The sequence below is a fragment of the Nonomuraea sp. CA-143628 genome (assembly GCF_050942315.1).
Lineage (GTDB): Bacteria > Actinomycetota > Actinomycetes > Streptosporangiales > Streptosporangiaceae > Nonomuraea.
This window is the reverse complement of sequence record NZ_CP192072.1, coordinates 4,298,690-4,310,910: the sequence shown is the minus strand read 5'-3', so window position 1 is coordinate 4,310,910 and position 12,221 is coordinate 4,298,690. Positions and strand designations below refer to the sequence as shown.

The window sequence follows — 12,221 nt, the reverse complement described above, 5'->3', positions numbered from 1 at the left end:
TCATCGCAGGATCGCCAGTCGTCGTTCGAGCCGGCCGGTGACGAAGCCCGCGCAGGCGGCGATCAGCGCGTACGCCGCGCCCGCGCCGACGAAGATCGGGATGGGCTGGGCCTCGAGGAGGTTCACCCGGTTGGCCGCCGCGGTCAGGTCGACGACGCCGACGGCCGCCGCGAGCGCCGTGTTCATGGTGAGCGCGATGAAGATGTTGCCGATCGGCTGCACCACCGTACGCAGCGCCTGCGGCAGGATGACGTGCCGCAGCGACTGGGCGAACGTCAGCCCGATCGCGCGGGCCGCCTCGCCCTGCCCCTTGGCCACCGAGTTCACCCCGGACCGCAGCGCCTCGCCGATGTAGGCGGCCTCGTAGACGGCGATCACCGCGATGGCCGTCACCTTCAGGTCGGCCTTGATGCCGATCTCCGGCAGGCCGAAGAACGCCAGGACGAGCAGCACCAGCAGCGGCAGGTTCTGGAAGGTCTCCACGTAGGCGGCGCCGAGGGCGCGCAGCACCCGTACCGGGCTCACCCGCAGGGCGGTGACCAGCACGCCCAGGACCGCCGCGCCGAGGAACGACGCGGCGGTCAGCTGGAACGTCACGAGCAGCCCCTGCCACAGCTCGGGCAGGTGGTCGAGGAGGACGGACATCAGGACCCCGGCACGGAGCCGATCTGGGGCGGCGGCGGAGCGTCGCCCACGACGACCGTGCCGATGGAGTTCTTCCAGATCTTCTGCCAGGCCCCGGCGTCCTGCATCTTCTTCAGCCAGGCGTTGGTGAACGTCTTGAACTGGTCGTCACCGTGCTTGAGCCCGATGCCGTAGGGGTCGACGGTGAAGGGCTTGGTGACGATCTGGATCGACGGGTCCTTCTTGGCGTCGGCGATCAGCAGCGTCTCGTCCTGGACGTAGGCGACGCCTCGGTCCTGCTTGAGCGCCTGCAGGCACTCCGGGTCGCTGCCGAACGTGATGATCTCCGCCTGCGGCGCGAACTTCTTGATCGCGGGGATGGCGGGCGTGTTGGCGCCGGCGAGGACCTTCTTGCCGTTCAGGTCCTCGGGCTTGGCGATGCCCGTCGCGCCCTTCTTCACCGCGATGGTCAGGCCGGAGGTGTAGTACGGCCCGGCGAACGCCACCTGCTTCGCCCGTTCCGGCGTGATCGTGTACGTCTGGAAGACGACGTCCACGGTGCCGTTGGCGAGCAGCGCCTCGCGGGTCTCCGAGGCCGAGTTGACGATCTTCACCTTGGGCTGGCCGATGATGTACTTGGCCAGCGCCTTGCCCAGATCGGCGTCGAAGCCCTCGACCTGGCCGGTGGCCGGGTTCTGCTGGGAGAGCAACGGCGCGTCCAGCGAGCCGCCGACGATCAGCTCGCCGCGCTGCTTGATCTTCTCCATGGTGGAGCCGGGCAGGATGTCCGCGGCGGCCGCGACCGGCGCCTGCGCGAGGACGTCTGTGGTGGCGTCCTTCTTGGTCTCTCCTCCGGGCACGGCGGGGCTGCTCGTCTCGCCGCAGGCCGCCAGGCCTAACAGGGAAACGGCGACGGCAGCGACAAGTCTCTTCATGACCATCCACTTCCTTCGAAATCGAAGATGAAGCGGAACGTAGTGGGAAATTTCGTACGAAGTCAATACGTTGTCGCAGGAAGTCCGGACATGATATTCCTCTCAGCATGAACCAGCGGCTGCCCGTGAGCGGGGCACAGGGAGACCTGCTGCGTCTCGTGGCCACCGGCCGGGCCGAGTCGCGGGCCGACCTCGCCCGCTTATCCGGGCTGGCCGCCTCCAGCGTGTCGCTCCGGGTCGAGGAGCTGATCTCGCTGGGCCTGCTCGGCGAGGAGGGCTCGGGCACGTCACGGGGCGGGCGGCGACCCAGGCGGCTGCGCCTGTCGCCGTCGGCGGGGGTGCTGGCGGTCGCCGACCTCGGCGCGCACCATGCCCGGCTCGGGCTGCTCGACCTCAGCGGCGCCCCGCTGGTGATCGAGGAGCGGCCCTGCGAGATCGCCCGGGGTCCGGAGGCCACGCTGGACCTCCTGTCGGACGCCTTCGACGAGTTGCTGGCCGTACATGTGCCGGATGACGTGCCGTTGCGCGGGGTCGGGACCGGCATCCCCGGCCCGGTGGACCCGGCCACCAGCCGCGTGGTCACGCCGTCGCGGATGCCCGGCTGGAACGGCTTCCCCGTCGCCGAACACCTGGGCCTGCGCTACGACCTGCCGATCCTCGTCGAGAACGACGCCAACCTGATGGCCGCCGGCGAGGCCAGGCACTGGCCCGGCTGCGACAACCTCATGGTGCTCAAGGCGGGGACCGGCATCGGCTGCGGCGTGATCGTCAACGGCCACCTGCACCGGGGCCGGGGCGCGGCGGGCGACATCAGCCACGTTCGGGTACGTTCCGACTCTTCCGTCCTGTGCGCCTGTGGCCACCCCGACTGCCTGGAGGCGTACGCGAGCGGGGCCGCCCTCATGTCGGCCCTCGCCGACTCCGGGATCACCGTGGCCCGTCCCGCGGACATCGTGAGCCTGGTGGACGACGCGATCCCCGAAGCCACCAGCCTGGTCCGGGGCGCGGGGAGGCGGATCGGCGAGGTGCTCACCGTGCTGGTCAACTTCTTCAACCCGGACGTGATCGCGGTGGGCGGCAGTCTGTCTGCGGCCGAACCGCTGATCACCTCCATCAGGGCGGCGGTGTACGAGCGTTGCCTGCCGTTGGCGACCCGCGACCTGGAGATCGCCCCGGCCCGGGCCGGCCGGGACGCCGCCCTCCTGGGCGCCGGAGCACTTTTGCTGGAAGCGGCGCTGGCTTAGGCGGGATTCCAACGAGAGCGGCGGCTTAGGCGGGTTCCAACGCGAACGGCTTCACCCACGTTTGATACCGGGTGAAGGGAGTTTCATGGATCCATATGAGGGCTTCCGGGAGTTCGTACGCCTGCGCCAGCCCGCGCTGATGCGCACCGCGTACCTGCTCACCGGCAACAGCCCACAGGCCGAGGACCTGTTACAGACGGCGCTGATGCGGACTGCCAAGCACTGGCGCAAGCTGGCCTCCGACGCCAACCCCGAGGCGTACGTGCGCAGGGCGTTGTACAACGAGCACGTCTCTTGGTATCGGCGCACTCGTGGCCGCGTGGAGACTCCGCGCGCCGACCTGCCGGAAGCCGGGCAGGGGCGCGATCCGAGCGACGAGAGCCTGCACCGCCTCGCGCTCCACGAGGCTCTCCTGCGACTGACGCCGCGGCAGCGCGCCGTCCTGGTGCTGCGGTACTACGAGGACCGCAGCGTCGAAGAGACCGCGGACCTGCTCGGCTGCTCGGCCGGCACGGTCAAGAGCCAGACCAGCCACGCCCTCGGCCGGTTGCGCGTCCTGGCCCCCGAACTGGCCTACCTGCTCCACGATGTCGATCCTCAGGAGGCGGTCCGATGACGAGATTCAGCGACGAACTCCGGCTGATCGCCGACCAGGCGTCGGACGGCCCGGCCGACCTGGCCGAAAAGGCGCTGCGCGGCAACCGGCGCCAGAGGAAGAGGACGTTCACCCTGGCGAGCGTGACGGCGGCGCTGCTCGCCCTGACCCTGACCGGCGCCGTCGTGATGGGCGGCTCGCAGGGCGGCGGCACCATCAGCGGCAAGGTGACGGACGTCCTGCCCGCGTCCGGCGTGGGCGCGGCGAGTCACGCCTATCACAACTTCTGCGGCCGGCAGTGGAACCCCGGACGCAACACCGCCGCCCTCGGCGACAGGACGTGCGCCCAGTGGCGGCTGGTGACCCGTACCGGCCAGAGTTTCAGGGTGCCGGAGGCGGTGAGCGTCTACAGCGAGCAGAGCGCCGAAAACTACATGAACACCTCCGGCCCCTTGGAGATCAGCTCCGATGGACGGCGGATCGCCTACTACAGCGGGAAGGACCAGCGGTTCGCGGTCCGTGACCTGTCCAGCGGCCGAATCTGGCTCTCGCCGCAGACCGTCACCAGAGCGGCCATGGTCAAGTCGGGCGGGCTGCTGCAGATCTCACCGGACGGACGCTTCCTCGGCATGTCCGGCGCAGGCCGGCCGAGCGCGGTCCTCGAGGTGGAGACCGGAAAGATGACGGAGGTTCCCCAGGGCTGGCAGGTACGGCGCGTGCCCAACGGCGGCGCCCCGGTGGTCGTGATGAAGGATCGCCAGCTCGGCTTGCTGACCGATGGCCAGGTCAAAGCCCTCACCACCGATGCCAACGTGCTCAACGTCAGCGAACTGTCGCCGGACGGGCACACGCTGGCCTATATGGACTCCGGCACGGTCCGCAGCGGCATGGGAAAGCTGAACCTCACCCTTCACACCATCTACCTGCCGTCGGGAAAGACCTCGGGCAAGATCGAGTTGCGCGAGGCGCCGAAGCGCTTCCTCCCCATGCGGATCGGCGGCTGGCTCAGCCCCACAGAAGTGATCGTTGCCGACCAGGCGCGCGGGGCGTGGGGTGGAAGCGGTCCGGAATCCGTACCGACCTTGGGGGACATCACCTACGGCGTTGACGTCATCTCCGGTCGGGTCCGCATGCTCGCCAAGTACACCTATCGCGCATGGGCGGGTGACATGTCGATCCCCGGCTTCTGACGCACATTCGATGTGACCGAGCGGCGATCGTACCCACGCCCGTCCCGCACCGAAACATGGCAGTCTCACCGGCATGAGCGAGCCGATCTTCCCCACCCCCGGAGGCCCGAACGACCCGATCGCGGTCACCACCGCCGGAGGCCGCCCGAGCGATCCGATCGCGGTCACCACCGCCGGAGGCCGCCCGAGCGATCCGATCGCGGTCACCACCGCCGGTTACGACCGCATCGCCTCTGTGTTCGATGCCCGCACCAAGCAGCCTGACGACGTGTTCGTCCAGCACAGGCGGCGTTTCGCCGACACGATCCCCTCCGGCGGCACGGTGGCCGACCTGGGCTGCGGGCCCGGCCGCGACGCCGCCTGGCTCGCCGGGCTGGGGCACCGGGTGATCGGGGTGGACCTCTCGCCCGGGATGGCCCGCCTGGCCGCGGCCCGCGGCGTGCCCGTCCTTCTCGGCGACCTGCGCCGGCCACCGCTCGCGCCCGGCTCACTGACCGGCTTGTGGTCGTCCGCGGCCCTCCTGCACGTGCCCCCGCAGGACACGGAGAACACGCTCCGCACCTGGTCGCAAACCCTGCGTCCGGGTGGAGCGCTGGGCCTGAGCACCTCGGCGGGCGACGGCGAGGGCTGGGAGCCCGTTCCGTACGCCACCGAGGTTCACCGCTGGTTCGTGCACCGCGACCCGCGAGCGCTGCTGGACCTGCTTGCCAGGACCGGCTTCGAGGTCGTCGGGCACGGACTGCACACCGCCTATCGCACGTGGCTCAGCGTGATCGCCGTACGCCGCTGAGGTTTGAATTGATGAGAACAAGCACGACTCTGGGGGCCGCACAGCCGGGCGTCCGGCAGCCGATGTGGGGAAGGCCCACCAGACGCATCATCAACCTGCCTCCGGGCCGTGCTGCAGCCGGATGGGCCCCGTCATCTCCTTACGCCGGGAGAGGTGTCGCGTCGTCCTTGACAGGGCCTAAATGCCGATGGACGATCAGCGAGAGTCGAGAAATTTCAAGCAATCCGATCAAGGAGTGGCCATGCGCCTGCGATTCCTCGGAAGCAACTAGTGAGCAAGGCACCTGCCCCGCCGTCTACGAGACGGACCGCGGCACGATCGCAGTCCAGGGAAAGGCGATCACCGACCCCGATGCCCTCGGCGATGCCGTTAATCTGGCCCCCGACGAGATCATCATCGAGATCCCCAAGGACCTTCTGCCGCACTTCCCCCGGGCCTGACCGTGCTTCTATCCGAGGCAGAGCTGGGTCACCTGCTCGCCACCTTCACCACCAGCGCATTCCGGTTCGAGCTACGCGAGCGCTACAACAGCACCGTAGGCGCCGAGTCGTTCCGCAAGTGGCAGGCCGGTGAGCCGGACGACTACGCGTGGCATCGGTCTTGGATGGAGAAGATCAGCCGTGACGTCGCGTCCGGGAAGACCTGGCAGCGAGTCCGCATCGTGTCCATGCCGCCGTCCGACTACACGAGGTACGGCATAGAGGTGGCTCAGCTCAGCGTGCGTGCCGGGGAGGACATCCGTTATCTGCGCCGCGACGCGGCCGAGCAGTTCGGCCTCGACCCGTATGACGCCTGGCTGCTCGACGACTCCCGCCTGATCTGGTTGCACTTCGACGACGCCGACGACACGTTCGTCGGCGCCGAGCTCATCACCGATCGCGAGGCCATCTCGCGTCACCTGGTGTGGCAGGACCTGGCCCTGAAGCACGCCCAATTGCTGGACGAATTCGCCGCGCACCTCCTGTGAATCAACCCCTCCTCGGCCAGCAAGCCGTTCAAGCACTCGGCATCCGCCTGCGAGACCTGAGGCGCGATGCCGGGCTGACTGGCCGCGCGCTCGCCATCTCGTGCGGATGGGTGCCGTCGAAGGTGTCGAAGATCGAGCTCGGGAAGCAGGTTCCCTCTGAGGACGACATCCGAGACTGGTGTGTGGCCTGCCAATTCCCAAGCGAGATCAGCGATCTGATCGAGTCTGTCCGCTCGATCGACGCTCAGTACATGGACTGGAGGCGCTCCCTCAAGACCGGTACGCGGCGTCGCCAGCGCGCCAACATCGATGCCTACGAGAAGACCCAGCTCATCCGGTCCTGGGAGCCCACGGTCATCCCTGGGTTGCTCCAGACGGCCCCGTACGCGCGCGGCATCCTGACGACGGTTGTCGATTTCCACGGCATCCCTGACGACGTCGAGGAGGGCGTACAGGCCCGGCTGCAGGCCCAGCGGGTGCTCGACCGCGCCCATCGCCGGTTCCTGTTCCTCCTCGGCGAGGCAGCGCTGTACACCGCCGTCGGCGACCGCGCGACGATGGCGGAGCAGCTGCGCCGGCTACTGGATGCCACTCGTGCGCCGCGTCTCAGCCTCGGCATCGTGCCGCTGGCAGCGCCGTACACGGTTCCCAGGAACAACGCGTTCACCATCTACGACAGCCGCATGGTGACCGTGGCCACGTACACCGCCGAGCTGACGCTGCGACAGCGCCACGAAGTCACGATCTATGAGAAGGCATTCGATCGCCTGCTGGCCTTGGCGGTGCGCGGCGAGGCGGCACGCCGCCTGGTCGAACGCGCATTGACCGATCAAGGAGAAATCTAGAGCAACTTCGTTGAGCTCCGCACTCCTCAGTACGTAGCGTTCCGTGCATGGACAGTCACGGGTCCGAACCTCCTTGGCAAAAGCCCGCCCCGATGCCGCCGGACACAGGCGTCACATGCAGGCCGGTCGGCACCGACGCCGTGACTCGGCGCCAACTGGCCGCTGACTCACCTCCACCGCGACAGGATGTCGGTCGCGCGGCTGCACTGCACGGAGGTGGTCGCGCTGGCCAGGCACCTGATCGAGTTCGCGCAGCTGACCCAGTGACCGCCCCCATCCACGCCGTGCACCGCACTCGGGGCGGCTGGCGGATCCCGGACCAGAACCTCTGGACCGGCGAGGTCGAGGAGCGCCCACTCGCGTTCGCCCTCGACCTCGCAGCCAGCGCGCTGTTCCTGACGTACGAGGACCCACGCCCGGACGACTGGGAACACGGCCTTCTCTGGTTGCGGCACGGTCAGGACCGGTCCGGGGCGTACAAGTGGCGGGCGATCAACACGCCACGCACCCGCCGCATGATGAACGATCACCTGTGCATGGTGTGCACCGGCTCGTGCCGCTGGAAGAAGGGCGGCCGGACCACGTGGCTGTTCGTGGACGACCCCGCGACCGCACCGGACGGCACGCCGATCACGAACCTGCCGCCCACGTGCCCTGACTGCATTCCGGAGTCGCTGGCGACGTGCCCGCGCCTGATCGAGCGGGCCCGGCTCGTCACCGTAGCGAGCACCAGGCCGTTCGCGGTCACCGCCGACCTGTACGAGCCGGGCGAGGGTTTCCCGGCCCTGGCCGTGAAGGTCCGACACGAGATCAACATCCCGTACGGGCCAGAGACGGCGTACTGGCGGCGCTTCGCGCTTGGCAAGCAGCCGTGGCTGGCCTTGGAGGACATGAGAGACGAGCCCATACCAGGGCGCGACTGAAGACGGCCCGGCACGTCACCGCCGGACTCGGCGGTGGTCCGCCTCACCCCTCCAAAGGCCGCCGCTCCGCCCCAAGATCCCAGGCAGGACCGGCCAGATACCTACCTGCCAGGTCTCACCCCGCCACCACACCACGAGAGGAGACAGCAGTGGGCCGACACGAAGACCCGAACAGTCCCAAGGATAAGGAGGTCACCGGCAAGGAGGGCGGCACCGGCAGCACCAACGACCAGCAGCAGGAACCCCAGGGCGACCACGCGGACGGAAAGGGCAAGGGGAAGTGAGGGCCACACCCGAGCGCCTCGCACGACTGATCACCGCGCTCGACCCCGAGGGATCCGGAGACATCAGCAAGCCCATCCTGGACGCCGTCCGCGCTGTGCCACGCCACCTGTTCATCCCCCCGGTCGGTCTGGTCGTCGAAGAGGGAGAGCCATACCTGATAGACCGGAAAGCCGATCCCGGCACCTGGTGGGACACCGTCTACTCGCGCAGCATCATCGTCACGCAACTCGACGACGGCGCCACCGAACTGAGCGAGCTGCGGGGCGACTCCACCTCGTCGGCCTCCGCACCGTCCACGGTCGCCGACCTGCTCAACCACTTGCGGCTGGAGCCCGGCCATCGAGTGCTGGAGATCGGTACGGGGACCGGATACACCGCCGCGCTGCTGTCCCATCTCGTCGGAGATCAAGGGGAGGTGACCTCCATCGAGGTGGACCCACAGGTTGCCGAGCAGGCGGCGAAGAACCTCGCCGCGTCCGGGACCCATCCGCGGCTGCTCGTCGGCGACGGCGCGCTCGGCCACACGGACGGACAGCCGTACGACCGGGTGCACATCACCTGCGGCATCCGCACGATTCCCTACGCCTGGGTGACGCAGACCCGCCCCGGCGGCGTGATCGTGCTGCCGTGGCATCCCGGCTACGGCACCAGCCACGCACTACGCCTGGAAGTGCAACACGACGGCACCGCCATCGGGCGGATGGTCGGGTACGCCGGCTACATGATGATGCGATCCCAGCGTCCGAGACCGAGCGAGGACCCGCCTCCGGGCAAAGGCCGTCGGCACTACCGGACGGCACTCGACCCACGAGCGCTGGACCAGCTGGGCGCGAGCGCGGATCTGGCCATCGGTGCGCTGACAGGTCTACGGTCGCACACCACCGAAGGCGCTGATGAGGACGGCCAGTACGTGCGCACGTGGATCTACGATCCGGACGACGCCCGCTCGTGGGCCGTAGCCACGTGGCGGCCCGACAGAGCGGGCCATGGGGTTCAGCAGGTAGGCAACCGACCGGTGTGGGACGAGGTCGTCCAGGCGTACACGCAATGGGTGAGCTGGGGCGAACCGCACTGGCGCCGCTACGGCCTCACCGTCACGCCGGACGGCCAGTCGATCTGGCTGGACACACCGAAACGAGTGCTGAGCAGCACCTGAGCCCTGAACAGACGCGCGGAGCGCTCCTGCCGGAAGCGGCGCTGGTTAGGGGCCGTCCGGTTCAGGCGTCATCTGATTCAGGCGGTGGTCTGGTTCAGGTGGCCATTAGTCCTCGTGACACGCCCGAAGCGCCCGTCACCACGGTGGCGGGCGCTTTTACGCTAACGTGCCTTTGATAAATCGGGATCCCAGTCGTCGTCGCACAATGTGAGGTCCTTTGTCGCCCATCCCGTTACGACTCGTTTTCCTCTTCACCTCCATGTTCCTGGTCGCCGGATGCACCACCACCAGCCCACCGGCCGAGACCAAAACCGCTGATCCCGTCGCCGAACAACCGACGCCGGAGGATTCGACGAATTCGGCGGACGACGATGACGCGGGCTTCTTCGAGATCTGCGTCAACAAGAAGACGCGCCTGCGGATCAACTATCGGCCGTGTGACGACGCGCGGCCCGGCGCCGCCTGGTACTTCTTCCCGCTGGAGGCGCGAGTGACCGCCACCGGCTCCAAGGCCAAGCACGGCTCGTTCAAGCAGCCACGAGGCGACGCGTATCGAGCCCCCGCCAAGGGTGGCTCGGGCTCGGACGTGATGATCGCCGACGTCGACGACCGGGTGAAGGTCTGCGTGCGAAAGGCCACGCGGATCCGGGTCGCGAACATCAGGTGCGACGACGGCGAGAAGGGATACGGCTGGTATTACATTCGCATCGACGGAACCGTCCCGGCGATGGGCGAGAAAGCCGACGACGGCTCTTTCCGTGAGCCGTACGCGGAGGCGTACAACGCGCGTGGCAAAGGCGGCGACGCTGCCAAGGCAGCGATCGGTTACGAGGATCCGGACGCCCCCGACCCCGAGGAAGAGGACGGCGATACAGACGACGGCGATACAGAGGACGGCGATGACGAGGAATACTGCACCACGACCGTCAACAATGAGTGCGTCGCCACCAATGAGTGCACAGAAACGATGAACGGCGTCTGCACCAGGACCGAGGACGGTTATCTCGGGACGCCGTCAAGAAAGTGCCGCAATATCTGGGCCCGCAAGCACTGGACCCGACGCTGCTGACGCGCTACTCCTCGCCCACCAGGTCGAACAGCTCGCGCCATTTGCCGACCGTGGCGAACACCACGGACATCGCGGCCAGCGCCGGGTCACGCGCCTCTCCGTAGGCGGTCGTGCAGTCACTGGCCACATACGGGTCGAAGCCGCGCTGGTCGGCGGAGCGCACCGTGGTCTCCACGCAGACGTTGGTGAGGATGCCGGCGACGAGCAGCCGCTTGATCCCCAGGCCGCGGAGCAGGACCTCGAGATCGGTGTAGAGGAAGGCGTCGTAGCGGTTCTTGTCAATGACGTGGTCGCCCTCTACAGGTGTGAGCTCGTCGATGATGTCGGCGTCCCAGGACCCCCGTACGAGCGGCTCCGGATCGCGCGGCCACAGGTTCGCGGAGCGGGCCGGCATGTCGATCAGGCCGGGTCGGAAGACATGCCGCGTATAGATCACCGGCAGGTGAACGGCACGCGCGGCGGTGAGCAGTTCCTGGTTCGCGGCGACGACCGAGGGCAGGTCGGGCAGCTCGCCTCCCAGAGACGCGATGGAACCTCGGGGATGACAGAACCCGTTCTGCATGTCGATGACGAGGACGGCGGCGGCGTTCATCGGCGCTTCCTTCGAGGTTGGCGAGGGGATCCCGCGCGGCCGATGGTCGGCCCCACAAGAAACAGAATCCACTCCCATCGCGAAGGCGCACCAGGGCTGGTGGTCGGTTTCCAGAATCGCTTCTGCTTTTCGACTCGGCCGGCCCCTTTGGCCGCCATCGCGCCGTTGGCCGGTTGCGCCTCGGCGCCGAGGCGCAACCGGCCGCTCTCGGGGTCGTACACCGAGGTCCGGAGGCCACGCGGGACCCTCTATCGCGGGATCAGCCCCCGGACGTCGGCGAAGAACCGTTTGTGCGCGGCCGCCGCCTCCGGGCTGGTCAGGTCCATGCCTTGGATGAATCCGTGGACGAGGCCGGGTTCGCACCGGTGCGTGACGTCGACTCCGGCTTCGGCCAGGCGGCGGGCGTAGGCGTCGCCCTCGTCGCGCAGCGCGTCGTGTTCGGCGGTCACCACCAGGGCGGTCGGCAGACCGGACAGGTCCGGCTGGTGCAGGAGACTCGCCGACCGGCGCCCAGCCGGGTCAGGCACCCACTGGGCGACGAACCAGCCCAGTATGTCGGCGTCGAGCCCGTAGCCGGTCCCCTTCTCGGTGACGCTCGGCTGGGAGAGTGTGAGATCGGTGTTCGGACATATCAAGATTTGTACGGCAGGCAGCGGACCGCCCTCGTCCCGCAACCGCAGGCAGGCCATGGCAGCGAGATATCCTCCCGCGCTGTCACCCGCCACGGCCACCGGCCCGGCCCAGCGAAGCACGTCAACGACGTCGTCGATCGCGGCGGAAACGGATGCTCCGGAGCCAGCCGGTAGTCCACCGCCAGCACCTCGACATCGCACTCCTTGGCGATGCGGCGACAGGTCCTGTCGTGCGTCTCCAGGTCACCGAAGACCCATCCGCCACCGTGCAGGAACACCATCAGGGGGCGCGGCTCGACGGACGGCCGATAGTGGCGCAGCGGCAGATCTGAGGGGCCGGTCACGTCCGCGACGTGCGGCAGGCCGGGCCCCTT

14 protein-coding genes and 1 pseudogene are annotated in these 12,221 nt (G+C 68.4%); 11 read left to right on the top strand and 4 right to left on the bottom strand.

Going from position 1 to position 12,221, the window contains the following annotated elements; genetic code table 11:
* Positions 1-645, bottom strand: a complete 645-nt coding sequence (locus ACQP2T_RS19935) for an amino acid ABC transporter permease (RefSeq protein ID WP_433517605.1) — start codon at positions 643-645, stop codon at positions 1-3.
* On the bottom strand, positions 645-1,559 hold the full coding sequence (locus ACQP2T_RS19930; RefSeq protein WP_433517604.1) for a glutamate ABC transporter substrate-binding protein: 915 nt from the start codon (positions 1,557-1,559) through the stop codon (positions 645-647). Before ACQP2T_RS19930 ends, ACQP2T_RS19935 begins: the two co-directional genes overlap by 1 nt.
* 107 nt (positions 1,560-1,666) lie before the next feature.
* Between ACQP2T_RS19930 and ACQP2T_RS19925 the strand changes: the two genes are divergently transcribed.
* From ACQP2T_RS19925 to ACQP2T_RS19875, 11 genes are all read left to right on the top strand, one after another.
* On the top strand, positions 1,667-2,803 hold the full coding sequence (locus ACQP2T_RS19925) for an ROK family protein (protein ID WP_433517603.1): 1,137 nt from the start codon (positions 1,667-1,669) through the stop codon (positions 2,801-2,803).
* An 85-nt stretch (positions 2,804-2,888) separates the two neighbouring features.
* Positions 2,889-3,419, top strand: coding sequence for a SigE family RNA polymerase sigma factor (locus ACQP2T_RS19920; protein ID WP_433517602.1), 531 nt, complete (start codon positions 2,889-2,891; stop codon positions 3,417-3,419).
* On the top strand, positions 3,416-4,588 hold the full coding sequence (locus ACQP2T_RS19915) for a hypothetical protein (protein ID WP_433517601.1): 1,173 nt from the start codon (positions 3,416-3,418) through the stop codon (positions 4,586-4,588). Before ACQP2T_RS19920 ends, ACQP2T_RS19915 begins: the two co-directional genes overlap by 4 nt.
* 73 nt (positions 4,589-4,661) lie before the next feature.
* Positions 4,662-5,378, top strand: coding sequence for a class I SAM-dependent methyltransferase (locus ACQP2T_RS19910; RefSeq protein ID WP_433517600.1), 717 nt, complete (start codon positions 4,662-4,664; stop codon positions 5,376-5,378).
* A 167-nt stretch (positions 5,379-5,545) separates the two neighbouring features.
* On the top strand, positions 5,546-5,818 hold the full coding sequence (locus tag ACQP2T_RS19905) for a hypothetical protein (RefSeq protein ID WP_433517599.1): 273 nt from the start codon (positions 5,546-5,548) through the stop codon (positions 5,816-5,818).
* Between the two features lie 2 nt (positions 5,819-5,820).
* Positions 5,821-6,345: a DUF6879 family protein gene (locus tag ACQP2T_RS19900; protein ID WP_433517598.1), complete on the top strand. Its 525-nt coding sequence runs from the start codon at positions 5,821-5,823 to the stop codon at positions 6,343-6,345.
* Positions 6,342-7,190 (top strand): helix-turn-helix domain-containing protein, encoded by an 849-nt coding sequence (locus tag ACQP2T_RS19895; protein WP_433517597.1) that lies wholly within the window; start codon positions 6,342-6,344, stop codon positions 7,188-7,190. The genes ACQP2T_RS19900 and ACQP2T_RS19895 overlap by 4 nt, the downstream gene beginning before the upstream one ends.
* Before the next feature lie 263 nt (positions 7,191-7,453).
* Positions 7,454-8,113: a hypothetical protein gene (locus tag ACQP2T_RS19890; protein WP_433517596.1), complete on the top strand. Its 660-nt coding sequence runs from the start codon at positions 7,454-7,456 to the stop codon at positions 8,111-8,113.
* A gap of 149 nt (positions 8,114-8,262) precedes the next feature.
* Complete coding sequence (locus ACQP2T_RS19885) at positions 8,263-8,397, top strand: hypothetical protein (protein WP_433517595.1); 135 nt, start codon at positions 8,263-8,265, stop codon at positions 8,395-8,397.
* A complete protein-coding gene (locus ACQP2T_RS19880; protein ID WP_433517594.1) occupies positions 8,394-9,554 on the top strand; it encodes a methyltransferase domain-containing protein in 1,161 nt (386 codons plus the stop codon). The genes ACQP2T_RS19885 and ACQP2T_RS19880 overlap by 4 nt, the downstream gene beginning before the upstream one ends.
* A 259-nt stretch (positions 9,555-9,813) precedes the next feature.
* Positions 9,814-10,623, top strand: a complete 810-nt coding sequence (locus ACQP2T_RS19875; RefSeq protein ID WP_433517593.1) for a hypothetical protein — start codon at positions 9,814-9,816, stop codon at positions 10,621-10,623.
* Positions 10,624-10,627: 4 nt separating this feature from the next.
* Here ACQP2T_RS19875 and ACQP2T_RS19870 read toward each other — a convergent pair whose 3' ends face one another.
* On the bottom strand, positions 10,628-11,215 hold the full coding sequence (locus tag ACQP2T_RS19870) for a cysteine hydrolase family protein (protein WP_433517592.1): 588 nt from the start codon (positions 11,213-11,215) through the stop codon (positions 10,628-10,630).
* A 248-nt stretch (positions 11,216-11,463) separates the two neighbouring features.
* Positions 11,464-12,128, bottom strand: a pseudogene (locus ACQP2T_RS19865) (alpha/beta hydrolase).
* Positions 12,129-12,221 lie beyond the last annotated feature (93 nt).

What these genes read in the sequence shown, in the direction of transcription:
- ACQP2T_RS19910 (WP_433517600.1), top strand. Translation starts at nt 4,662, where the DNA reads ATGAGCGAGCCGATCTTCCCCACCCCCGGAGGCCCGAACGACCCGATC.
- ACQP2T_RS19915 (WP_433517601.1), top strand. Translation starts at nt 3,416, where the DNA reads ATGACGAGATTCAGCGACGAACTCCGGCTGATCGCCGACCAGGCGTCG.
- ACQP2T_RS19920 (WP_433517602.1), top strand. Translation starts at nt 2,889, where the DNA reads ATGGATCCATATGAGGGCTTCCGGGAGTTCGTACGCCTGCGCCAGCCC.
- ACQP2T_RS19935 (WP_433517605.1), bottom strand. Translation starts at nt 645, where the DNA reads ATGTCCGTCCTCCTCGACCACCTGCCCGAGCTGTGGCAGGGGCTGCTC.
- ACQP2T_RS19930 (WP_433517604.1), bottom strand. Translation starts at nt 1,559, where the DNA reads ATGAAGAGACTTGTCGCTGCCGTCGCCGTTTCCCTGTTAGGCCTGGCG.
- ACQP2T_RS19875 (WP_433517593.1), top strand. Translation starts at nt 9,814, where the DNA reads ATGTTCCTGGTCGCCGGATGCACCACCACCAGCCCACCGGCCGAGACC.
- ACQP2T_RS19925 (WP_433517603.1), top strand. Translation starts at nt 1,667, where the DNA reads ATGAACCAGCGGCTGCCCGTGAGCGGGGCACAGGGAGACCTGCTGCGT.
- ACQP2T_RS19870 (WP_433517592.1), bottom strand. Translation starts at nt 11,215, where the DNA reads ATGAACGCCGCCGCCGTCCTCGTCATCGACATGCAGAACGGGTTCTGT.